General features: G+C 64.5%; 21 protein-coding genes. 3 read left to right on the forward strand and 18 right to left on the reverse strand.

Features of this window, described 5'->3' with window-relative positions; all coding sequences use genetic code 11:
* Positions 1–78 precede the first annotated feature (78 nt).
* Genes AC0L3P_RS31560 through AC0L3P_RS31570 form a run of 3 tightly spaced genes read right to left on the reverse strand, consistent with a single transcriptional unit; the run spans position 79 to position 3,128 of the window.
* Positions 79–1,071 carry an SGNH/GDSL hydrolase family protein gene (locus AC0L3P_RS31560; RefSeq protein ID WP_473308038.1) on the reverse strand — a complete coding sequence of 331 codons (993 nt, stop codon included), beginning with the start codon at positions 1,069–1,071 and terminating at the stop codon, positions 79–81.
* Positions 1,072–1,083: 12 nt separating this feature from the next.
* The gene (locus AC0L3P_RS31565; protein WP_275168444.1) at positions 1,084–1,863 is read right to left on the reverse strand and encodes an SGNH/GDSL hydrolase family protein; all 780 of its coding nucleotides are present in this window, start codon (positions 1,861–1,863) and stop codon (positions 1,084–1,086) included.
* Positions 1,863–3,128 carry an OpgC domain-containing protein gene (locus tag AC0L3P_RS31570; protein WP_275168445.1) on the reverse strand — a complete coding sequence of 422 codons (1,266 nt, stop codon included), beginning with the start codon at positions 3,126–3,128 and terminating at the stop codon, positions 1,863–1,865. The genes AC0L3P_RS31565 and AC0L3P_RS31570 overlap by 1 nt, the downstream gene beginning before the upstream one ends.
* A gap of 205 nt (positions 3,129–3,333) precedes the next feature.
* Between AC0L3P_RS31570 and apaG the strand changes: the two genes are divergently transcribed.
* Complete coding sequence (gene apaG, locus AC0L3P_RS31575; protein WP_473308134.1) at positions 3,334–3,726, forward strand: Co2+/Mg2+ efflux protein ApaG; 393 nt, start codon at positions 3,334–3,336, stop codon at positions 3,724–3,726.
* A 142-nt stretch (positions 3,727–3,868) separates the two neighbouring features.
* Here apaG and AC0L3P_RS31580 read toward each other — a convergent pair whose 3' ends face one another.
* The 3 genes from AC0L3P_RS31580 to AC0L3P_RS31590 all read right to left on the reverse strand — a co-directional run bounded on the left by AC0L3P_RS31580 (position 3,869) and on the right by AC0L3P_RS31590 (position 7,270).
* Positions 3,869–4,876, reverse strand: coding sequence for an Hsp33 family molecular chaperone (locus AC0L3P_RS31580; RefSeq protein ID WP_354063960.1), 1,008 nt, complete (start codon positions 4,874–4,876; stop codon positions 3,869–3,871).
* A 244-nt stretch (positions 4,877–5,120) separates the two neighbouring features.
* Positions 5,121–6,068, reverse strand: coding sequence for an ornithine carbamoyltransferase (argF, locus tag AC0L3P_RS31585; protein ID WP_275168447.1), 948 nt, complete (start codon positions 6,066–6,068; stop codon positions 5,121–5,123).
* Entirely contained in the window at positions 6,068–7,270 is a 1,203-nt protein-coding gene (locus AC0L3P_RS31590; RefSeq protein WP_473308043.1) for an acetylornithine transaminase, read from the reverse strand. The genes argF and AC0L3P_RS31590 overlap by 1 nt, the downstream gene beginning before the upstream one ends.
* A 453-nt stretch (positions 7,271–7,723) precedes the next feature.
* On the opposite strand from AC0L3P_RS31590, the gene AC0L3P_RS31595 reads away from it, so the two are divergent.
* A complete protein-coding gene (locus AC0L3P_RS31595) occupies positions 7,724–8,236 on the forward strand; it encodes a GcrA family cell cycle regulator (RefSeq protein WP_007597869.1) in 513 nt (170 codons plus the stop codon).
* A gap of 237 nt (positions 8,237–8,473) precedes the next feature.
* On the opposite strand, the gene phoB is transcribed toward AC0L3P_RS31595, so the two are convergent.
* The 12 genes from phoB to AC0L3P_RS31655 all read right to left on the reverse strand — a co-directional run bounded on the left by phoB (position 8,474) and on the right by AC0L3P_RS31655 (position 20,077).
* Positions 8,474–9,181, reverse strand: a complete 708-nt coding sequence (phoB, locus tag AC0L3P_RS31600; RefSeq protein ID WP_007597871.1) for a phosphate regulon transcriptional regulator PhoB — start codon at positions 9,179–9,181, stop codon at positions 8,474–8,476.
* Positions 9,182–9,203: 22 nt separating this feature from the next.
* Positions 9,204–9,920: a phosphate signaling complex protein PhoU gene (gene phoU / locus AC0L3P_RS31605; protein WP_018456067.1), complete on the reverse strand. Its 717-nt coding sequence runs from the start codon at positions 9,918–9,920 to the stop codon at positions 9,204–9,206.
* 10 nt (positions 9,921–9,930) lie between these two features.
* A complete protein-coding gene (pstB, locus tag AC0L3P_RS31610; protein ID WP_007597875.1) occupies positions 9,931–10,752 on the reverse strand; it encodes a phosphate ABC transporter ATP-binding protein PstB in 822 nt (273 codons plus the stop codon).
* The gene (gene pstA, locus AC0L3P_RS31615; protein WP_275168449.1) at positions 10,749–11,594 is read right to left on the reverse strand and encodes a phosphate ABC transporter permease PstA; all 846 of its coding nucleotides are present in this window, start codon (positions 11,592–11,594) and stop codon (positions 10,749–10,751) included. The genes pstB and pstA overlap by 4 nt, the downstream gene beginning before the upstream one ends.
* Before the next feature lie 4 nt (positions 11,595–11,598).
* On the reverse strand, positions 11,599–12,588 hold the full coding sequence (pstC, locus tag AC0L3P_RS31620; protein ID WP_007615692.1) for a phosphate ABC transporter permease subunit PstC: 990 nt from the start codon (positions 12,586–12,588) through the stop codon (positions 11,599–11,601).
* 98 nt (positions 12,589–12,686) lie between these two features.
* Positions 12,687–13,700, reverse strand: a complete 1,014-nt coding sequence (gene pstS / locus AC0L3P_RS31625) for a phosphate ABC transporter substrate-binding protein PstS (RefSeq protein ID WP_354254593.1) — start codon at positions 13,698–13,700, stop codon at positions 12,687–12,689.
* A gap of 143 nt (positions 13,701–13,843) precedes the next feature.
* Complete coding sequence (locus AC0L3P_RS31630) at positions 13,844–15,142, reverse strand: ATP-binding protein (protein ID WP_473308046.1); 1,299 nt, start codon at positions 15,140–15,142, stop codon at positions 13,844–13,846.
* A 34-nt stretch (positions 15,143–15,176) separates the two neighbouring features.
* Positions 15,177–16,232, reverse strand: coding sequence for a lysylphosphatidylglycerol synthase domain-containing protein (locus tag AC0L3P_RS31635; protein WP_275168452.1), 1,056 nt, complete (start codon positions 16,230–16,232; stop codon positions 15,177–15,179).
* 511 nt (positions 16,233–16,743) lie between these two features.
* Positions 16,744–17,676 carry a haloalkane dehalogenase gene (locus AC0L3P_RS31640; protein WP_473308049.1) on the reverse strand — a complete coding sequence of 311 codons (933 nt, stop codon included), beginning with the start codon at positions 17,674–17,676 and terminating at the stop codon, positions 16,744–16,746.
* A complete protein-coding gene (locus tag AC0L3P_RS31645) occupies positions 17,673–18,263 on the reverse strand; it encodes a TetR/AcrR family transcriptional regulator (protein ID WP_473308052.1) in 591 nt (196 codons plus the stop codon). Before AC0L3P_RS31645 ends, AC0L3P_RS31640 begins: the two co-directional genes overlap by 4 nt.
* A gap of 120 nt (positions 18,264–18,383) precedes the next feature.
* On the reverse strand, positions 18,384–18,680 hold the full coding sequence (locus AC0L3P_RS31650; protein WP_275168455.1) for a hypothetical protein: 297 nt from the start codon (positions 18,678–18,680) through the stop codon (positions 18,384–18,386).
* A gap of 2 nt (positions 18,681–18,682) precedes the next feature.
* Positions 18,683–20,077: an OmpA family protein gene (locus tag AC0L3P_RS31655; RefSeq protein ID WP_473308055.1), complete on the reverse strand. Its 1,395-nt coding sequence runs from the start codon at positions 20,075–20,077 to the stop codon at positions 18,683–18,685.
* Positions 20,078–20,241: 164 nt separating this feature from the next.
* Here AC0L3P_RS31655 and AC0L3P_RS31660 point away from each other — a divergent pair, with 164 nt between their 5' ends.
* Positions 20,242–21,300, forward strand: a complete 1,059-nt coding sequence (locus AC0L3P_RS31660; protein WP_473308059.1) for a polysaccharide deacetylase family protein — start codon at positions 20,242–20,244, stop codon at positions 21,298–21,300.
* The last annotated feature ends 149 nt before the right edge of the window (positions 21,301–21,449 follow it).

Here is a 21,449-nt window from a genome sequence, read left to right on the forward strand (position 1 = left end):
TACCGCGCCCCTTAACTCTGGGTCTTCGCCAAACTGCTTCCTGTGGTTATGGGTCCCGGCCTTCGCCGGGACGACAAGTCACATCGGCCGATAGGTCCGGACGTCCCCGGGCACGTTGACGCCGAGCTTGATCTGGCCGACGGAGCGGATGATGTCGTCGCCGAGGAGCTGGGCGAAGCAGGCATAGCCCCAATCGTTCATGTGCAGGCCGTCGGCGATCACGAAGCTCTCGACCGGAATCGATTGCTTCTCGTGCCAGTCGCGCATCACCTCGAAGCGCGGGAAGATGCCGACGTGACGGAGCTCGGCGACCTTGCCGAGCAGCTTCACCATCTTGCCGGCGCTGTCCGCGCGCTGGTTGACGGCGGGCGAATATTGCGGATCGACCAGCACGACGTCGGTGCCGCCGGCAGCCTGGATGCTGGCGATGCCGTCCTCGACGAGCTTGGCGGTCTCGCCGGGATCGAGATTGCGCAGCACGGCGTTGGTGCCGACCTGCCAGATCACCAGATCCGGATGCACATCGATCACCTCTTTCTGGAGGCGCTTCATCATCTCGGGCGCGTCCTCGCCGCCGACGCCGGCATTGACGACGGTGATGTCCGCGGTCGGATAGTGCCGGTGCAGCTGTGCGGCAAGGCGATTGGGATAGTTGAACTCAGGCGAGCTCGCGCCGAATCCCGCGGTCGACGACGAGCCGAATGCGACGATGACGACGGGCTGGCCGGCGACGAGCTTGCCCGCGACATGCGGCAGCGAGCCCATTGCCTTCGAGCCGCCCTTCGGCGACAGGCAGGGGACGCGGCTGAAAATGTCGCCGGCGGATTTCGCGACCTGCTTCACCTTGTCGATGGCGCGCGCCGTAATGCCACGCTGATCGGGGGACGTCGCTGCGACGGTGGTCTGGGACGGCGAAGCGGGAGCCGGATTAGCCGACTGCTGCGGGGCCGGCGTTGCCTGCGCGGCCTGCGTCTGCGCGTGCGACTGCGGGGCCGGACTCAGCAACAGCAGCACGGCTGCTGCGGGCACAGCCAGCCATGCCGTCAGGCAAAAAGGGCGGAGAGAACTCATTAACGCTAGACCTCAATTTTGCTGCTGGGCCGGCTCCAGATGGGCAGCGTCGATCACGAACTGTGCCAACGCCCGGCCAAGGCAATCATGGACCTGTTTCGCCAGCTCAGGCCCGCGCGACGGGCTGAACAGGTCGAACTGCCCCTGGTCATTCCACTGCCGCATGATCGCAAAACGATCGAACAGCGGAATATCGTGCTCCTGCGCCACCACCCGCATATTGTCGAGGTATGGCGGCGCCGAGATCATGGTTTCGGTACGCGGACTGTACTGCAAATTCATCAAGACGACGTCAGCCCCTGCCTTTTGCAACGCAACAACCCCTTCGGTCACCGCGCCACGAAAATCGTCGGGATCAATGGCTCGGATAGCATCCACGGTCCCGGTCTGCCAGATGACCAAAGTAGGCGCTTTTGCTTCCATCAGCTTAACGAAACTGGCGGCCGCCTCCTCCGCCGTTTTCTTGCTCTGTATTTCTACGGAGACGTGCACCGCCTCGGACGGCGGCAGCTTGTCCTTCAGTATAGCTTGCATCCGCGCGGGATAAGAGGCGTCCTCGGAAGCCGGAATCGTGGTCGAACGGCTGCCGATGACCAGGATTTCGAGCGGCTTGCCGGCCTTGATGGCATCGGCGACCTTGGGAAGCTGGCTTTCGCTGCTGAGCAGATAAGATGGCAATTCACAGGCTGCAGGCGCGGCTGAAGCAGCAGACGCAGCATCGCCCGCGCGCGCCGGAGGCGCGGCGAGACCACCGCACAGCAGGATCAGGCTCAGGAAAACCTTCGCCTTCATCAGCCCCCTCCCGCCATATCGGCGCTGCCGACGGCGCTTTTGGTTTTCGAACCGCTCTTATCAGCCACCCGCTTGTACCACGAAATCAGCCAGGCCATGGCCCACATGATCAGGATTCCGGAGAGACTAATTAGCGCATGCATGACCGGGCCGCCCGAGACCTCGGCCAGGATGAAATGGCCGGCAAAGGCGAGGAAGACGCCGAGACAGAATATCTCCAGGGAATGCGAGCCGCACAGGATCAGCGGCCGCAGCCAGGGCGATTTCAGGCCCGGCCAGTCCCGCGGCAGGACGCGCACGGTGAGCGCGGCCAGGGCCAGGAAATGCGTGAAGCGCAGCACGTCGAGGTCGGCCTTGTCGATCGGATACATCCACTGCTCGAGCCGCTTCGGCATGAAGTGCGAGAGCTGCGGCACATACCAGGTCAGCGTCACGTAGAATGCCGCGACCAGATAGGCGATCGCGATCCACATCGTCACCCGCGAAGCCAGAATGCGGGACATCCGGCGCGCGCCCCCGAGCGCGCACCATGCCCCGAACACGAACAGCAATTGCCAGGCGAAGGGATTGAAGGCCCAGAAGCCGTTCGGATAGGCCGACAGATAGAGGTCGTATTCCCAGGTCACCGCGTAGAGCGCGACGGAGAGACCGAGCGTCACATCGGGGCGCCATTTCATCAGCCACAGGATCAAGGGCAGCGCCAGCATCAGCACGATGTAGAGCGGCAGCACGTCCATGTTGACGGGACGGAAGCGCAGCAGCAGCGCCTGCACGATCGTGACGTCGGGCTGCTTGAGGAAATCCATGATGCCCATCTCTTCGGTGTAGAGCGGGTTCTCGAACCTGGTCGCGACGTAGGAGATTTCGGCGAGGAAGATCGTGAACAGGAAGACGTGGGCGACATAGATCTGCCAGACGCGCCGCAGGATGCGCGCGGTGGCGACGACGATGCCGGACTCCAGCATCGCCCGACCGTAGACGAAGGCGGCGGTATAGCCGGAGATGAAGATGAAGATCTCGGTGGCGTCGCTGAAGCCATAATTGCGAATCGTGAACCAGGTCAGAAGGCTCGGCGGCAAATGGTCGATGAAGATCAGCCACAGCGCGAGGCCGCGGAACAGGTCGAGCCGGAGCTCGCGCTCGCCGATGGCGGGCAGCGAAATGGCCGGCGCGGCGGCGCGCCGCTTTGCCCCCGCGGACTTGGCCTCCACAGGCTTAGCAGTTCCCGCGATCGTCGATCCCGTCACTTGGTCGGCAATGGTCATCGGGGGCCTAAAAACCCTTCCGCAAATCGCGATGTGGCAAGGAGTGTACCGGTCCGGCCGTCATCTCGCAAAGCGACCGGATCACATGCAAATACATTTGCAAGTACATTTGGACGTGTACTTCCCTGCGAATTCTGGCGGGACGATGTCGCTAAAGCCGCCTCCGGCGTTTGGTTCCCGGGCGGATTTCGGTATGATGGCAATCATGTACCGCGCCGTGACCCGCCAGATCGAAGTGACCGTCGAGCCGAACTTTGTTCCGGAGCAGTCGTCGGCCGACCGCTCCCGTTATTTCTGGGCCTACACCATCGTCATCACCAATTCCGGCGAGGAGACCGTGCAGCTCAAGACGCGGCACTGGATCATCACCGACGCCACCGGGCGGCAGCAGGAGGTGAAGGGCGAGGGCGTGGTCGGCGAGCAGCCGACGCTCGCCCCCGGCGAACGCTTCGAATACACCTCCGGCGTACCGCTCACGACCGCCTCGGGCTTCATGACCGGCCGCTACCAGATGGTCAGCGCAACCGGCGAGCGCTTCGAGATCGACGTGCCGACGTTCTCGCTGGACAGCCCGGACAACAAGCGGGTGTTGAATTAGCGCGGTGTCGTAACGGTGTACGAGCGCCTGGCACGCGGCTTCCCCGAACCTCGTCATTGCGAACGCAGCGAAGCAATCCAGAGTCTTTCCTCGGAGGGATCCTGGATTGCCTCGCTGCGCTCGCAATGACGGAGGAGGCAGCCTACGCGTCCTCCACGCCCGCTTCATCCGGTGTGAACTCGTACACCGAGCTGCAGAACTCACAGGTGACGACGACCTTGTCGTCCTTGACCATCGCGGCACGGTCGTCGGACGAAAAGCTCTTCAGCATCGATGCGACCGCATCGCGCGAGCAGGAGCATTGCGCCTTCAAGGGCAGCGGATTGAACACGCGCACGCCGCGTTCGTGAAACAGGCGGTAGAGCAGCCGCTCGCCGGAGAGCTCGGGATCGATCAGCTCGACGTCTTCGACGGTTTCGATCAGCGAGCGCGCCTCGACCCAGGCATCGTCTTCAGCGACGGCATGCACTTCGACGCCTTCGGGCGCATCGCCGGGATGCAGATCGGCCTGCCGCGCGCGCTCGGGCGCCTTCGGCAGGAACTGCATCAGCATGCCGCCAGCGCGCCAGCGATGCTTGCCGCCGTCGTTCGATCGCCACTCCTCGCCGACGGCGAGGCGGACGCGGGTCGGGATCTGCTCGGAGCGCAGGAAATATTCGTGAGCGGCGTCTTCCAGGCTGCCGCCGTCGAGCGCGACCAGGCCCTGGTAGCGGCTCATGTCGGGGCCCTGGTCGATGGTCATGGCGAGATGACCGTGGCCCAGCAGCGCGCCGGAATCTTTTGCATCGCCGAGGCGCGTAGCGTCGTAGCGGGCATAGGCGCGCAGGCGATCCGGCGCCTGATAGTCCACGACCAGGAACGACACCGGACCGTCGGTCTGGGCCTGGAGGATGAAGCGGCCCTCGAATTTCAGCGACGAGCCGAGCAGCGTGGTCAGCACGATGGCCTCGCCGAGCAGCTTGCCGACCGGCGCCGGATAATCGTGCTTGGTCAGGATCTCGTCGAGCGCCGGACCAAGCCGCACCAGGCGACCGCGCACGTCGAGCGCGTCGACCTCGTAGGGCAGGACGGCGTCATCGATCGGAACCGCCGATGGCGCGCGAACCGGGCCTTCGGGCCCGGTTTTCATGTCAGGGGATTGGGAAACCATGGCGCTCTATCTGGGGTCGGAAGGCGGAATTGGAAGGGGGGCGGGGCTGAGTGTTCCAGGCAACGATTGGATCGCAAACAAGCGCGGCACACTCAGTGTCGTCCTGGCGAAAGCCAGGACCCATTACCCCAGGGAGGAGTCGTGGCACGGGATGGCAATTGCCAATCTTAGCCAAACCAAGGCCGGTGGTAATGGGTCCTGGCTTTCGCCAGGACGACGATCCAAACCTGCTTCATCGCCCGCGTTACTTCACCGCGTCGAAGCACCAGGCCAGAATGCCCTTCTGTGCGTGCAGGCGGTTTTCGGCCTCGTCGAACACGACGGATTGCGGACCGTCGATCACCTCGTCGGTGACTTCCTCGCCGCGATGGGCGGGCAGGCAGTGCATGAACAGCGCATCGGGCTTGGCCAGCGACATCAGCTGCGCATTGACCTGATAGGGCTTGAGCACGTTATGGCGGTGCTCGCCTTCCTTGTCGCCCATCGACACCCAGGTATCGGTTACGACACAATCGGCGCCGCGCACGGCGGCTTCGGCATCCGTACCGAGCATGATCGGCGCGCCGGTCGCCTTGATGAAGTCGCGCATCGCCTTTTTCGGCGCGAGCTCCGGCGGCGTCGCGACATTGAGCTGGAACTTGAAGCGCTCGGCGGCGTGCGCCCAGGACGCCAGCACGTTGTTGTCGTCGCCGGTCCAGGCCACGGTCCTGCCCTCGATCGGGCCGCGATGTTCCTCATACGTCATGAGGTCGGCCATCACCTGGCAGGGATGCGAGCGCCGCGTCAGGCCGTTGATGACGGGTACGGTGGCGTTCGCCGCAAGCTCCAGCAGGGCATCGTGGTTAAGGATGCGGATCATGATGGCATCGACATAGCGCGACAGCACGCGCGCGGTGTCGGCGATGGTCTCGCCGCGGCCGAGCTGCATCTCGGCGCCGGTGAGCATGATGGGCTCGCCGCCGAGCTGGCGCATGGCGACATCGAAAGAGACCCGCGTCCGCGTCGAGGGGCGCTCGAAGATCATCGCCAGCGTCTTGCCTTCGAGCGGCCTGACCGGCTGATGCGCCTTCTGCTTCGCCTTCATCGCGGTGGACGCGGCCAGCATGCGCTTGAGCTCCGACAGCGGCAGCTCGTTGATATCGAGGAAGTGCTTCGGTGTTTTCTTGGGTGTTTTGTCGGGCGACTTGTTCATCAGCTTGCCGCCCGCTTGTTGCCGGACAACGCCGTGCAGGCGCGCTCGAGCCGCCCGACGCTGTCCTCGATCTCGGCTTCGGTGACGATCAAAGGAGGCAGGAAACGCACGACATTGTCGCCGGCGCCGACGGTGAGCAGCTTTTCGGCGCGCAAGGCGGCAACGAGATCGCCTGAAGGCACCACGGCCTTGATGCCGATCAGGAGGCCCTCGCCGCGCACTTCGCTGACGACATCGCCATGACGGTCGATCACGGAGGCGAGCTTCTGCTTGAGCAGCAGCGACATCCTCTGCACGTGGTCGAAGAAGCCGGGCTTGAGCATGACGTCGAGCACGGCGTTTGCCGCCGCGATCGCGAGCGGATTGCCGCCGAAGGTCGAGCCGTGAGAGCCGGGCCCCATGCCGGCAGCCGCGTCCGCAGTCGCGAGCACCGCGCCGATCGGGAAGCCGCCGCCGAGCGCCTTAGCCAGCGACATCACGTCGGGGGTGACGCCGGTGCGACGATGCGCGAACAGATCGCCGGTGCGGCCCATGCCGGTCTGCACCTCGTCGAAGGCGAGCAGCAGGCCCTTGTCGTCGCAGAGCTGGCGCAACGCCCTGAGGAAGGCGGGCGTTGCCGAACGCACGCCGCCCTCGCCCTGGATCGGCTCGATCAGGATGCCGGCGGTGTGCGGACCGATCGCCTTTTTCACGGCCTCGATATCGCCATGCGCAACCTGGTCGAAGCCCTCCATCGGAGGGCCGAAACCTTCGAGATATTTGGCAGATCCCGTCGCCGCCAGCGTCGCCAGCGTGCGGCCGTGGAAGGCGCCTTCGAAAGTGATGATGCGATAGCGCTCCGGATGCCCGTTGGAGAAGTGATGATGGCGGACCAGCTTGATCACACCTTCCAGCGCCTCGGCGCCGGAATTGCAGAAGAACACGAAGTCCGCAAAACTTTCATTGCATAGGCGCGCGGCGAGCTTTTCACCGTCCGGGCTCTGGAACAGGTTCGACATGTGCCAGAGCTTCGTGGCCTGCTCCTGCAACGCCGCGACCAGCGCCGGATGGGCATGACCGAGCGCATTCACCGCCACCCCGGAGGTGAAATCGAGATAGCGCTCGCCATTGGTCGCGATCAGCCAGCAGCCTTCGCCACGCTCGAAACCGAGGTCGGACCTGGCGAAAACGGGGAGCAAATGCGGCGCTACGCTGTTAGTCATGACGATCACTTGAATGTTGCGGACGGTGTGCGTGCATTGCGCAACGCACCATCGACCGGCCCGGAAAACGAAACGTGCCGCCTCTTGAGGGCGGCACGCACGACTATCTTAGGCCCGGTGAAACCGGTGTCAATGCCGCCCGGAAAGCCTCGCGAAACGCTGAATCCGTAGTCTTGCGGTGCCGATTTTGCGGGATTTAGCCACGGAACATGTGGAAGCGAGTCGGCGGACTCTTGCGCGGGAGTCACGCCATATTGTAGCGTTTGGATTGTCAGATACGACATCTCGTGCAGTGGTTCTGATCTCTAAGTCCTTATGTACCGGCGTAAACGTTCGGGCGTTCTAGTCACGCCCGGCGAGCCTTAAGGGATTCTGGCGGCACGGGTTTTTGAAGGCTTAGGCATTCGCTGCGAGGCCCCAGGATGGCTGGCGCGCAGCGAGGGAAAGGGTGCAATGACGGTTTTGACCTGGTCCGATGATCGCGTCGAGCAGCTGAAAAAGCTCTGGGAGGCCGGACTTTCGGCCAGCCAGATCGCGGCGGAGCTCGGCAATGTGACCCGCAATGCCGTGATCGGCAAAGTGCACAGGCTCGGCCTTTCGGGCCGCGCCAAGAGCCCATCATCGGCAGCGCCCCGGCCGCGCAAGGCGCGCCCCGCGCAGCACATGATGCGGGTGAGCCGCCCGATCTCGCGCGGCAACACCGCGCTGGCGCAGGCCTTCGAGGTCGAGGCTGAGCCGGATCCGGTCACCTACGACAACGTGGTGCCGATGAGCCAGCGGCTGTCGCTGCTGGAATTGAACGAGGCGACCTGCCACTGGCCGGTCGGCGATCCCTCGAGCCCGGACTTCTTCTTCTGCGGTGGCCGGGCGCTGTCCGGCCTGCCCTATTGCGCCCAGCACTCGCGCGTTGCGTACCAGCCGGCGTCGGATCGGCGGCGCGCACCGGTGAAGCCGGGTCCGCGGTAAGTCAGTTTCGATTTCAGGATCGAGCCGTGACGCGATGACGGCTCAAAAATAATGAATGTCGTCCCGGCGAAGGCCGGGACCCATACTCCGAGCACGTAGTTGTTGTGCGAAAGGGTAACTCCAAGTCTTCGCCAAACCGCGCCCTGTGGTTATGGATCCCGGCCTTCGCCGGGACGACATAGGAGATTTTGGCGGCAGCGCGCTAGATCACCTGCCAACATCACACCGCAAAATCTCCTACACCTGCTCCGCCTTGGCAAACCGATCATCCAGCGCGTAACCGGCGCCGCGGACGGTGCGGATCGGGTCCTGCTCGCGGCCGAGATTGAGCAGCTTGCGCAGGCGGCCGATATGCACGTCGACCGTACGCTCGTCGATATAGATGTCGCGGCCCCAGACGCTGTCGAGCAGTTGCTCGCGCGAGAACACCCGCCCCGGATGCTCCAGGAAGAACTCCAGCAGGCGATATTCGGTCGGACCGAGATCGATCGGCCGGCCCGAGCGCGCGACGCGGCGCTTGTCGCGGTCGAGCTCGATGTCGCCAAAAGCAAGCACGGTGGCGAGCCGCTCGGGACTCGCGCGCCGCAGCAGGCCCTTCACGCGCGCGAGCAGCTCCGGCACCGAGAACGGCTTGACGATGTAATCGTCGGCGCCGGTCGCAAGACCCCGCACCCGCTCGCTCTCCTCGCCCCGCGCGGTGAGCATGATGATCGGGAGCTGCTTGGTCTCGGGACGGGTGCGAAGCCGCCGGCACAATTCGATGCCCGACAGGCCCGGCAGCATCCAGTCGAGCACGATCAGATCGGGGATGTGCTCCTTGAGGCGGGTGTCGGCGTCGTCGCCGCGCATCACCGTCTCGACGTCATAGCCATCGCCTTCGAGGTTGTAGCGGAGAAGCTCGGTCAGAGCTTCCTCGTCCTCAACCACCATAATGCGTGCGCCCATCGGGTCGTCGCTCCTTAAGTCTTCAGGTGTTCGGTACCGTGTTGGCGAAGGTCGTCATGTCGCCCTTCGGCCGCTTGTCGGTGATCGCCTGGCCCTCGATCATGTAGAACACGGTCTCGGCGATGTTGGTGGCGTGGTCGCCGATCCGCTCGATGTTCTTGGCGCAGAACATCAGGTGAATACAGAACGAGATGTTGCGCGGATCCTCCATCATGTAGGTGAGGAGCTCGCGGAACAGCGAGGTGCAGATGGCGTCGACTTCCTCGTCGCCCTTCCACACCGCCATCGCCGCCGGCAGATCATGCGCGGCATAGGCGTCCAGCACCGACTTGACCTGCTGCTGCACAAGGTCGGTCATGTGCTCGAGGCCGCGGAACAGCTTGAGCGGATGGAAGTCCGTCTCCAGCGCCGCGACGCGCTTGCCCATGTTCTTGGCGAGGTCGCCGATGCGCTCGAGATCGGTCGCGACGCGCATGGCGCCGACGATCTCGCGCAAATCGACCGCCATCGGCTGACGGCGGGCGATGGTGAGCACCGCACGCTCCTCGATGCGCTTCTGCAGCGCGTCGAGCTCGGTGTCGATGGCGACGACGCGCTGGCCGAGCGGGACGTCGCGGCGGATCAGCGCGTCGACGGACTCGACGATCATGCGCTCGGCGATGCCACCCATCTCGGCGACCAGGCGGGTGAGTTCCTGGAGGTCGGTATCGAAGGCCTTTGCGGTATGTTCAGAACCCATGTCGCGTCTCCTAGCCGAACCGGCCGGTGATGTAATCCTGCGTGCGCCGGTCGGTCGGCGACGTGAAGATCTTGCTGGTGTCGTCGAACTCGATCAGCTCGCCGAGATACATGAAGGCAGTCTTGTCGGAGACGCGCGCCGCCTGCTGCATGTTGTGAGTGACGATCGCGATCGTGTAATCCTCGGATAGCTCCTGGATCAGCTCCTCGACCTTGGCGGTCGAGATCGGGTCGAGCGCCGAGCAGGGTTCGTCGAACAAGATCACCTCGGGCCTCACCGCGACGGTGCGGGCGATGCAGAGGCGCTGCTGCTGGCCGCCGGAGAGCGACAGGCCGGAGGCGTTGAGCTTGTCCTTGACCTCGTTCCACAGCGCGCCGCCGCGCAGCGCCTTTTCGACGCGGCCGTCCATCTCGGACTTCGAGATCTTCTCATAGAGACGGATGCCGAACGCGATGTTCTCGTAGATCGTCATCGGGAACGGCGTCGGCTTCTGGAACACCATACCGACGCGGGCGCGCAGCAAATTGAGGTCCAGCTTGCCGTCCAGGATGTTGGTCTGATCGAGCATGAGCTGACCGGTGGCGCGCTGGCCGGGATAGAGGTCGTACATCCGGTTGAAGATGCGCAGCAGGGTCGACTTGCCGCAGCCCGACGGACCGATGAACGCCGTGACGCGGTTGGCGCCGAGCGTCAGGTTGATGTTCTTCAGCGCGTGGTGCTCGCCGTAATAGAAATTCAGGTTGCGTACGGTCACCTTGGGCGGCGCCTCCGGCAGCACCGGCGCGTGGGGCAGCCCACCGGCCGCGCTCATCGATACGGAAAGATCACTCATTTTGCGGTCCTCTCGGCGCCAAGGATGCGCGCGCCAATATTAAGGGCAAGAACGGTCAGGGTGATGAGCAGCGCCCCGCTCCAGGCCAACTGCTTCCAGTAGACATAGGGGCTCTGCACGAAGTTGTTGATGGTGACCGGCAGGTTCGCCATCGTCTTGTTCAGGCCGAGGCTGAAGAACTGGTTCGACAGCGCGGTGAACAGCAGCGGCGCGGTCTCACCGGCGACGCGGGCGGTCGCGAGCAGCACGCCCGTGATGAGACCCGATCGGGCAGCACGATAAGCGATCCGCTTGATCACCAGCGAACGCGGTAGGCCGAGCGCCGAGGCCGCCTCACGCAACGCGTTCGGCACCAGCAGCAGCATGTCCTCGGTCGTGCGCAGCACCACCGGGATCACGATGACCGCGAGCGCGAGCGAGCCTGCGATCGCCGAGAAGCCGCGCATCGGCACCACCACCGCGCCGTAGATGAACAGGCCGATGATGATCGAGGGCGCCGAGAGCAGGATGTCGTTGATGAAGCGGATCACCGAAGTCAGCCGGTCATTGCGGCCGTATTCGGCAAGATAAGTGCCGGCGAACATGCCAAGCGGCGCGCCGATGCCGACGCCGATCACGGTCATGATCAGCGAGCCGACGATGGCGTTGAGCAGACCGCCCTCGTTCGATCCCGGTGGCGGCGTGTTCTCGGTGAACAGCTGGACATTGAGTCCCGCCACTCCGTTGTAGAGCAGCGTGATCAGGATCAGCGCGAGCCAGGTGACGCCGAAGGCGGTTGCGGCGATGCAGAGCCCGCGGACGACGATGTCCTTGCGACGGCGACTTGAATAGATCGGGTTCATGGCGCTAGTTCCCCGCCTTCTTTTCCAGCCGCATCAGCATCAGCCGCGCCGCTGCGAGCACGAAGAACGTCAGTACGAACAGCAGCAGGCCGAGCAGGATCAGGCCGGACTGGTGCAGGCCGTCGCTCTCCGCGAACTCGGATGCGATCGCCGCCGATATCGTGGTGCCGGGGGCGAAGATCGACGACGAGATCCGGAACGAGTTGCCGATGATGAAGGTCACCGCCATGGTCTCGCCGAGCGCGCGGCCCAGCGCCAGCATGACGCCGCCGATGACGCCGACGCGGGTGTAGGGGATCACCACGCTGCGGACGACTTCCCAGGTGGTGCAGCCGACGCCGTAGGCGGCTTCCTTCAGGACCGGCGGCACCGTCTTGAACACGTCGACCGAGATCGAGGTGATGAAGGGCAGCACCATGATGGCGAGGATCAGCGCGGCATTGAACAGGCTGAGATAGGACGGCGGTCCCGCGAAGATCGCGCCCAGCACGGGCACGCCGTCGAAGATCTTGATCATGAAGGGCTGGAACGTATTGGCCAGGAATGGGCCCAGCACGAAGAAGCCCCACATGCCGTAGATGATCGAAGGGATGCCGGCGAGCAGCTCGATCGCCATGCCGATCGGGCGGCGCAGCCATTGCGGGCAGAGCTCGGTAAGGAAGATGGCAATGCCGAGACCCACGGGAATGGCGATCAGCATCGCGATGAAGGAGGTGACGAGCGTGCCGTACATCGGCCCGAGCGCGCCGAGCACCGGCGGATCGGCGGATGGCGCCCAGCGCTGCGTCCACAGGAACGAGACCCCGAATTCCTTCATCGCCGGGAAGGCGCCGACGATCAGCGAAATGATGATGCCGCCGAGGATCAGAAGCACCGAGATCGCGGAGAGCCGCGTGATCCAGTAGAAGGTGACGTCGCCGAGCTTGAACGCGCTCAAGGCCTTGGCGCGATCATACGGTCCGGCGTCGTCGATTACATCGCTCTGAACGGCCATCTCTGCCACGCCGATCCCCTGTTCCAAATAGTATACGTTTTTTGTTGGTCCGTGCCCCGGATGCGGCGCAGCGCATCCGGGGCACGAGCGTCGCGAGACTAGCTCTTGATTTCGGCAGCCCAGGTCTTCTCGATCAGCTGAACCACCGGGTCCGGCATCGGGATGTAGTCGAGCTCTTCAGCCGCCTTGCTGCCGCTCTTGAAAGCCCAGCGGAAGAACTTGATCGCTTCCTGCGAGGCCGCCTTGTCGGTGGCGTCCTTGTGCATGAGGATGAAGGTCGCCGCCGTGATCGGCCAGGACTTCTCGCCGGGCTGGTCGGTCAGGATGACGTAGTAGCCGGGAGCCTTGGCCCAGTCGGCGTTGGAGGCGGCCGCCTGGAAGGCTTCGACGGTGGGCTGCACCGGCTTGCCGGCCTTGTTGACGAGACCGGTGTAGGTCAGCTTGTTCTGCTTGGCATAGGCGTACTCGACGTAGCCGATCGAGTTCTTGGTCTGGCTGATGTTGCCGGACACGCCTTCGTTACCCTTGGCGCCGACGCCGACCGGCCATTCGACGGCGGTACCTTCACCGACCTTGCTCTTCCAGTCCGCGCTGGCCTTGGCGAGGTAGTTGGTGAAGTTGAAGGTGGTGCCCGAGCCGTCCGACCGGCGGACCACGGTGATGGCCTCCGAGGGCAGCTTCACGTTCGGGTTCAGCTTCTTGATCGCGGCGTCGTCCCATTTGGTGATCTTGCCGAGATAGATGCTGGCCAGCGTCTCGCCGTCGAACACCATCTCACCGGGCTTCACGCCCTCGATGTTGACGACGGGAACGATGGCACCCATCACCATCGGCCACTGGACGAGACCGTCCTTCTCGAGCTGCTCGGCCTTGAGCGGCGCGTCGCTGGCGCCGAAGGTCACGGTCTTGGCCTGGATCTGCTTGATACCGCCGCCGGAGCCGATCGACTGGTAATTCAGACCGTTGCCGGTCTCCTTCTTGTAGGCGTCGGCCCATTTGGAATAGATCGGGAACGGGAACGTCGCGCCGGCTCCGGTGATATCGGCAGCAAAGGCCGCCGTCGTCGATGCGGCTACCATGCCAGCAGCGACGAGTGTTTTGAGGAAATTCATGCTGGTCTCCATACAGGGGAGCGAAGCGCCATCCGCGCCCGATCGCGCTCCCCGTGCCGCCCCTTTAGGAGCGGACAGCTGAGCTTTTACGAAGGTTTGGTGACAGTCGGATGACAGCGTTAAGCAGCTGAAATTGCTGGAATTTAGCTCAGAGCCGCGGGCTTGCCCTGGGGAAAACAGGCGGTGAAAATGGCGCCCTGTTTGGGCACGCTTTCGATCAGAAGCCGGCCGCGATGGCGGTTAAGAATATGTTTCACCAGCGATAATCCGAGGCCCGTGCCGCCCTGCGAGCGGCTGTCGCCGACATCGACCCGGTAGAAGCGCTCGGTCAGGCGCGGCAGATGCTCCGGCGCGATGCCGGGGCCGAAATCCCGGACCAGGACCCGGATTTCCTGAGTTCCATCAGGGGCGGCGCCTGATATCAGCGACACGATGACGCGACCACCCGAGGCGCCGTATTTGAGCGCGTTCTCGATCAAATTCTCGAACAGGCGGAGCAGCTCCTCGCGGTCCCCCGCGATCAGCACCGGGCTCTCAGGGAGCTGGGTCTCGACCTCGACCTGGCGCTCCCGCGCCAGCGGCTCGAGCCCATCGGCGACCTGCAAGATGATCGGCAGCAGGTCGACCAGGGTGTCGGGCCGCACATGGGCCGACAGCTCCACCCGCGACAGCGACAGCAGATCGTCGATCAGGCGTGCCATACGGGTCGCCTGGTTGTGCATGATGCCGAGGAAGCGCTCGCGCGCCTTGGGATCGTCCTTGGCCTGGCCCTGGAGCGTGTCGATGAAGCCGGACAGCGCGGCCAGCGGCGTGCGCAACTCGTGGCTGGCATTGGCGACGAAATCGGCCCGCATCTCCTCGACCCGGCGCAGCGGCGTCTGGTCGTGGAAGGTCATCAGCATGCATTTGTCGGCGCCGCCGAAGGTGGTGGGCACCGGCACCGGCGTGATGGTCAGCTCCATCCAGCGATCGACCGGGACATGGTCGAGATAGGTCGCGCGCCGCGACTCGGTGGTCGCGATCGACTCGCGCAGCGCCGTGATGATCTCGGGCGAACGCAGCGCGAACTGGGCGAGCTCATTCCGGCGCAGCGCCGGCGCGAGCTGGGCGGCCGCGGCGTTGAGATGGATGACGCGGCCGGCGCGGTCGAGCAGCACCGCGGGATCGGGCATGCCGGCGACCACCGCGGCCACCGCCGCGCTCTCGACCGGGTTGACGCGGCGGGTCTCTTCGCGGGAGGCGGCGGTATCGTGCAGGCGCCACGGGATCAGCGCCGCGGCCGCGATGCAGAGGAACACAGCAATCGCATGCAGCGCCAGCAATTCGCCCAGCGAGACCACCACCGACAGCGCCAGCGCCGCGGCGATCAGGATGACGGTCGAGTGCCGCAGCCGGTCGGACCAGGGCTGGGAGGAGGGAGAAGATGGGGCGTCGATCGCCATCGGGGCGGGCTTCTCCAAAAGGATCTTGCGCCGGTCAGGCGCCGCTGTCGCTGCGCTTTCTCACGTAAGCGGCTTCAGGCGCGGGGCCGGGGTCAAGCTTGAGCGCGGCCTGCTGCAGGCGTTTCGATCGTGCGCCGATGATAACTTCGCGAAACGTCAGCAAGATTACAGATATGACGAAAGGGGACAGATAATAGAGGACGCGGAACAGCAGCATCCCGCCCAGCAGCTCCTCGCGGTCCATCTGCCAGAGACCGACCAGCATGGCCGCGTCGAACACGCCAAGGCCCCCGGGCGAATGGCTGGCAAAGCCGAGCAGCGTGGCCGAGACGAAGATCACCGCGACCACCACGAAGCCGAGATTGGGCTCGTCCGGGACCAGCACGTACATCGCGAGCGCGCAGAAGCCGAGATCGATGATGCCGATCGCGATCTGGAGCAACGTCAGCGGACCGCCCGGCAGCATCACAGTCCAGGGCCCGCGGCCGACCATTCGCGGCTGGGTCCAGACCCACACCACGTAAGCCACCAGGCCGACGATAATCATCATCGCCAGCGTCCGGTTCAGCCAGGCCGGAAGCTGGTCTATCGAGGCCGCGGCCTCCGGATGATAGGAGATGCCGAGGCCTAGCACCGCGGCATTGCCGAGCCAGAAGGTCAGGCCGGCGAGGAAGCAGATTTTTGCGACGTCGATCGCGTTCAGGCCATAGGCGGAATAGATGCGGTAGCGCACCGCGCCGCCGGTGAAGACGCTGGCGCCGACATTGTGGCCGATCGAATAGCTGGTGAAGGCGGCGAGCGCGTTGATCCGATAGGGCACGTGGGCGTGGCCGATCGCGCGCACGGCGAACAGGTCGTAGAAGGTCAGTGTGAAATAGCCCGCCGCGACGAACAGCGCCGCCATCGCAATCTGGCTCGGCTCGGTGCTCTTGATCGCTTCGAGGACTTCGTTGACATCGATGCCGCGCAGCATGTGGTAGAGCACATAGCAAGCGATGCCGATGACCGCGACGCTGATCACAACTCCAAGCTTATGCAGGATTTGCTTCTGGCGCAGAAACGACATCGCCCTGCGTATGGCTTCCAGCATCTAAACCTCGAACAACGCTTCAGCGGCCAGGGTGGCCGGCGAACAGGCGAACGACACGCAGGCACCCGACGAACCCTCGCTGCGGGTCCCGGCATCGCGCATACCTACTATCCCTCCACTAGCGCGTTTCCGGGCGGAGTGGAATTCGGCAATTCGAACAAAAACTCGTGCCTTCAATATTTTAGGCAGGGTTGCGGGCTCCTGATGCACGGTTTGGCGCTTTCGGCGGCAAGACTGACGCGAATCTCCATGGCAATCCTGCGCAGTGGCCATGAAGTTTTGATGATTTCGACCGCACAATGTTCCGTCACGACTTAAGCCGACGTCAATCTATGGGCCGGATTCCCCTGTTGAAAGAGGGGCGGCGCGGCGCGAGGCCGCTACGGCCCGCACGATTGCGTGGCCGACGGCTTGCACCCGATCCATCCGGTTGCACTGCGACATCACAGACGTCATCGCGGCCGCCCGCCAGCGGCCGCGATGAGCATGTCGTTCGGAGGTAGCGATCTGCTCAGGCCGCAAGCTGCGGGCGCACCGCCTCGATCCCCGCGATCCAGCCGGCCACGGAGCGCCCGATCGCCTCGGGGTGATCCTCCTGGAGGAAATGCAGGCCGGCGCCGAGACGAACCAGCGCGCAGTGCTTCAGGGAGGCTGCAAACCGTTCGGCAAATTCCGGCGCGACCAGAGCTCCAGGTTCGGCCGTGAACAAGAGTTTTGGATAGGACGACGCAGCCAGCGCCGCATGCGCGGATTGGAGCGCGTCATAGACGTCAACAGGCTCGCCTGCGATCGGCAGTTCGCGCGGAAGCGCAAGAACGGGCCGGCGGCTCTCCGGTGTCGGGAACGGCGCGCGATAGGGCGCCATCTCGTCGTCGCTGAGCTTGCGGACGATGCCGCCCGGCAGCACGCGCTCGACGAAAGCATTCGCCTCGAGGATCATCGCCTCGCCCTCGCCCGGCGTCCTGAATTTGCGGAAGGCCGCCCGTGCAGCCTCGGCATGCTCCTGCTCTGCGGCAACCTCGGTGTAGTGGAAGTCCTGCCAGGTCGGCATCGGACGGATGAACTCCATGAAGGCGACGCCGCGCACGAAATCCGGCCGGCGCGCGGCGAGATGAAATGCGAGCGCCGTGCCCCAATCCTGCGCGACCAGATAGGCCGACGTGATACCGCGCTGTTCGATGAAGGCATCGAGATAGCGGACGTGGTCAAAGAAGCGGTAGGCGATGTCGGGCTTGTCGGACTGACCGAAGCCGACGTTGTCGGGCGCGAGGCAATGCGCGACCGGTGACACCAAGGGCATGATGTTGCGCCAGATGTGCGAGGAAGTCGGATTGCCGTGCAGGAAGAGCGCGACCGGCGCGTTCTGCGCGCCCGTCTCACGATAAGCCATGCTGCTTCCGAGGACGGACGCTTTGCGAATCTTGATCTCGATCTGCTTGGTCATGTCAGCTCCTTGAACACGGTTTGGAATGCGATAGTCTTGAAACGTTCGAGCGCTTTCGGATTGCGGTCGACCTTCATGCGCAGGATCGCGCCCTGCCAGGACGCGAGCAGGAAGTCGGCGAGCTCCTCAGGCTCGAAATCGGATGCGATCTCGCCGCGGGTCTGCGCCTCGGCGATGCAGGCGGCGAACGGCACGCGCCATTCGGCAAAGATGTCGGCGAGGCGCACGCGCAGCATCTCGCTGCTGCCGGTCGCTTCCAGACTGAGATCGCCGATCAGGCAGCCGCGACCAAAGCCGTCGGCTTCCAGCCTGCCCGTGATGATGTCGAGGTAGCGCTTGAGCCGCGCGCGGGGGCTCAGCGAAACATCCTGCAATGCCTCCGCGACCAAGCCCCTGGTGAGGTCGAAATAGCGGTCGAGCACCTCGGAGGCGAACGCCTCCTTGGAGCGGAAATGGTTGGTGAAGGACCCCTGCGGCGCGCCGGCGGCGGTGGTTACATCGCGCACGCTGGTGCCGTGATAGCCTGTGCGGAACATGACATTGAGGCCGGCGTCGATGATGGCGTCTTTGAGCGATGGCTTTGGCATAACTTAATAATACGTACGTACGTATTAATGTCAAGCGCCACTTCTGCGCGCTGGCAATCTGATGGCGGCGCAAGTGAAGAGCGCGATAGAGGGCGCGCGTTTGCCCCTCAGCTCAGCCGCTCAGGCCGGCGGCATGCTGCGCGCAACCACCCGGTCGCGCAGCCAGGCGCCGATGGCGCCGCCGACGAGATAGCAGGCGAACATGATCAGGCCGAGGTCGAGCCAGTAGCCGAAGCGGCCGGGGACCACATGCGCGAACGAGGCCGCGACCAGGCCGGCAGCAAGCACGGCGAGCCAGCGCGCGGTCACCTTCGAGGTGCCGTTGCCGCGTTGGACCACCGAGATCCAGCCCATGCAGAAGCCGAGCAGCAGCGAGCCTATCAGCCAGCCCAGATGGAACGAGACGAGATAGGGCATCGTCACCTCACCAGAAATTCGATGCGGCGGTTCTGCGCCTTGGCGTCTTCGCTGTCATTGGTGGCGACCGGCTGCGTGCTGCCGTAGCCGACAGCGGTGAAGCGACTGGCAGGCAGGCCGGCTTTGACCAGGTAGTCGATCACCGCCTGCGCGCGCTTCTCCGAGAGTGCCTGGTTGAAGGAATCCTCGCCGTCGGCATCGGTATGCCCGGCGACCTCGATATTGGTGGTGGGGCATCGCAGTGCCGTCTCGATCAGATGATCGAGAATGCCGGCGGAATCCGGATCGATGTCGGCGCGCTTCGCCGCGAAGCGAATCTTGGCCTTGGCCAAGAGCTCCGAGAACAATTGCTGGCACACGGTGCCGTCGACCGGGCCGGCCGCGGGTTTCACCGTGATTTCCGGCTTGTACTGCCAGTTCTTCGGGAAATCCTTGCCGAGGCCTGCGCGGATGTCGTTGGCGGCACCTTCATAGAGCGCATCGCCCGACAGCTTCACCTCGCGGTCGGACACGACCAGCGTGCCGGTCGACAGGCGCGACAGCGCGCCGAGCGCTGCGACCACGGCGGGGCTGAAGGAGCCGGGCGCGCCGACGCTGGCCTTGAGATTGTCGACGACCTTTTCGTTGAAGAATTTCCGCGACGCGCTGGTGGCGATGGCCGCGTGGACGTTGTTGTCGGGAACATAGCCGGTCAGCGTCACCGTCGCGGCCACCGGATCCTTGTAGGCCTGGAAGACGTAAGGCGGCGCCTTGACGTCGTTGGCGGCGATCGAAAAGCCCTCGGGCAGGTTTTTCAGCGCAGCTACGACCGCTTCGCGGCCGCCGAGATCGCGCGCCATCCCCGACAGAGTGACCTTGGTGTCCGTGATCGTGATCTTGCCGTCCTTGAGCTTGCCGATCTGGTCGAGCAGCAGCATCGCAGCCGCCTCGAACCGCGGCGGCGCGCCGCGCGCCAAACCCATCTGATCAGCCACCTCGGTGCCGCCGACCTCCTTGCGGGCCGCCTCGGTCAGGCGGCCCTTCATCGACGGCAGGGGCGCGGAGCCCGACAGCGTCACCCGCACCACGTCCCGTTCGGCGTTCCAGACGAAGGGCTTTGCCTCGGGAACGAGGCGGGTCCGGTCGTCGACCAGGCGCACGCCGGGCACGGTCTCGACAGCCATCACAGCGTCGCGGCGACCCTCCTCGGAAAACGCGTCCGCAGCCAGGCTGACGTCCCGGCCGTCCACTGCGATCCGGGTCTTGTCCAGAACGGTATCCTTTAGCGCCGCCGAGCTGCGGGCGGAAAGGTCCGCCTCGACCGGCGAAGTATTATTCCAGGCCGCAAATCCCCACATGACGGCCAGGGGAATCAGCCCTGGCCACCATTTGCTGGCCCACCTGAAAAGCTTCTGCATTCGACGACCCGAACTCTGGAACCGGAGACAAAACAAACCCTTGGCGGGCTGTCAAACCGGAAATGACGCCCTTCCGAAGGCCGGGCGTGGACAATTGGAATAACTTTTTCTTCAAGGGTTCTTCCGTAAGTTGAAGACGGAATGCCAAAGTCCGCCAGCGGGTCATGAAACAACTTCGTAACAACGTCATCCGCGCCGGGCTGGAAGCACTCTATTTCAGCGGCGCCCACCACCTGTTGCGCCCGCTTTTGTCGGGCGTCGGCGCCATTTTCATGCTGCATCACGTGCGGCCGGCCCGCGACGCGGCGTTCCAGCCGAACAGGCATCTCGAAGTCACCCCCGAATTTCTGCGCGCGACACTGTGCCATCTGCGCTCGCGCGAGATCGACATCGTCAGCATGGACGAGCTGCATGAGCGGCTGGTGCGGCGCCGGTTCGACCGGCGCTTCGCCGCCTTCACGCTCGACGATGGCTATCGCGACAATCTCGATTTTGCGCTGCCGGTTCTGCGCGAATTTGACGCGCCTCTGGCGGTCTATGTCGCCAGCGATTTCGCGGAGGGCACGGGTCGGCTGTGGTGGGAGGCGCTGGAGGCCGTGATCGCCAAGGCCGAGCAGATCGAGGTGACAATCGGTAATGCCGCGCTGCGGCTCGATGCCACGACGCCAGCCGCCAAGCAGGTGGCGTTCGACCGCCTGCACGACTGGTTGCGCGCACTGCCCGGCGAGCACGATCTCAAGCGCGAGATCGAGGCGCTCTGCACGAAGTACGGCGTCGATATGGCCGCGCTGTGCCGCAGCCTCTGCCTGTCCTGGGACGAGGTGAAGACATTTGCCGCCGATCCCCTTGTCACGATCGGCGCGCATTCCATCAGCCATTGCAATCTCGCCAAGCAAAGCGAAGAGATCGCCACGCAGGAGATGGCCGTGAGCCGCGCGCGAATCGAGCAGGCGCTCGGCCGCAACGTCCGGCATCTTGCCTATCCCTATGGCGATCGCGAGGCGGCGGGTGAGCGCGAATTCGTGCTCGCTGCATCGGCCGGCTTCAAAACCGCGGTGACGACGCGGCCCGGCATGCTGTTCGCCGAAAACGCCTGCCACATGACCGCGCTGCCACGGGTCTCGCTCAACGGCAATTACCAGGACACGCGGATTCTGCCGGTGCTGACCTCGGGCGCCGCGACCGCGATGTGGAACGGCTTCCGCAGGATCGCGGCGGCGTAGTTTCGAATCTCCTCTGTCGTCCCGAATTCAGCCGTGGGGCGGGGGGCAGACCCGGCGCCCAAGAAGCGCCGGGCGGTACAACCCCCCCCCCCCCCCCCGAAAAACAAGCCCACAAAAAGAGGGACCCAAGTGGGCGAACAGTTTTAGGA

Source organism: Bradyrhizobium sp. WSM4874, assembly GCF_055811835.1.

Bases quoted from the DNA above. Each gene is read 5' to 3' on its own strand.
- AC0L3P_RS31570 (WP_275168445.1), bottom strand. From the start codon at position 3,128: ATGACCATTGCCGACCAAGTGACGGGATCGACGATCGCGGGAACTGCT.
- AC0L3P_RS31655 (WP_473308055.1), bottom strand. From the start codon at position 20,077: ATGCAGAAGCTTTTCAGGTGGGCCAGCAAATGGTGGCCAGGGCTGATT.
- AC0L3P_RS31645 (WP_473308052.1), bottom strand. From the start codon at position 18,263: ATGCCAAAGCCATCGCTCAAAGACGCCATCATCGACGCCGGCCTCAAT.
- AC0L3P_RS31650 (WP_275168455.1), bottom strand. From the start codon at position 18,680: ATGCCCTATCTCGTCTCGTTCCATCTGGGCTGGCTGATAGGCTCGCTG.
- AC0L3P_RS31635 (WP_275168452.1), bottom strand. From the start codon at position 16,232: ATGCTGGAAGCCATACGCAGGGCGATGTCGTTTCTGCGCCAGAAGCAA.
- AC0L3P_RS31560 (WP_473308038.1), bottom strand. From the start codon at position 1,071: ATGAGTTCTCTCCGCCCTTTTTGCCTGACGGCATGGCTGGCTGTGCCC.
- AC0L3P_RS31565 (WP_275168444.1), bottom strand. From the start codon at position 1,863: ATGAAGGCGAAGGTTTTCCTGAGCCTGATCCTGCTGTGCGGTGGTCTC.
- pstA (WP_275168449.1), bottom strand. From the start codon at position 11,594: ATGAACCCGATCTATTCAAGTCGCCGTCGCAAGGACATCGTCGTCCGC.
- apaG (WP_473308134.1), top strand. From the start codon at position 3,334: ATGTACCGCGCCGTGACCCGCCAGATCGAAGTGACCGTCGAGCCGAAC.
- AC0L3P_RS31590 (WP_473308043.1), bottom strand. From the start codon at position 7,270: ATGACTAACAGCGTAGCGCCGCATTTGCTCCCCGTTTTCGCCAGGTCC.
- AC0L3P_RS31660 (WP_473308059.1), top strand. From the start codon at position 20,242: ATGAAACAACTTCGTAACAACGTCATCCGCGCCGGGCTGGAAGCACTC.
- AC0L3P_RS31580 (WP_354063960.1), bottom strand. From the start codon at position 4,876: ATGGTTTCCCAATCCCCTGACATGAAAACCGGGCCCGAAGGCCCGGTT.
- AC0L3P_RS31640 (WP_473308049.1), bottom strand. From the start codon at position 17,676: ATGACCAAGCAGATCGAGATCAAGATTCGCAAAGCGTCCGTCCTCGGA.
- pstS (WP_354254593.1), bottom strand. From the start codon at position 13,700: ATGAATTTCCTCAAAACACTCGTCGCTGCTGGCATGGTAGCCGCATCG.
- pstB (WP_007597875.1), bottom strand. From the start codon at position 10,752: ATGAGTGATCTTTCCGTATCGATGAGCGCGGCCGGTGGGCTGCCCCAC.
- phoU (WP_018456067.1), bottom strand. From the start codon at position 9,920: ATGGGTTCTGAACATACCGCAAAGGCCTTCGATACCGACCTCCAGGAA.
- phoB (WP_007597871.1), bottom strand. From the start codon at position 9,181: ATGGGCGCACGCATTATGGTGGTTGAGGACGAGGAAGCTCTGACCGAG.
- AC0L3P_RS31630 (WP_473308046.1), bottom strand. From the start codon at position 15,142: ATGGCGATCGACGCCCCATCTTCTCCCTCCTCCCAGCCCTGGTCCGAC.
- pstC (WP_007615692.1), bottom strand. From the start codon at position 12,588: ATGGCCGTTCAGAGCGATGTAATCGACGACGCCGGACCGTATGATCGC.
- argF (WP_275168447.1), bottom strand. From the start codon at position 6,068: ATGAACAAGTCGCCCGACAAAACACCCAAGAAAACACCGAAGCACTTC.
- AC0L3P_RS31595 (WP_007597869.1), top strand. From the start codon at position 7,724: ATGACGGTTTTGACCTGGTCCGATGATCGCGTCGAGCAGCTGAAAAAG.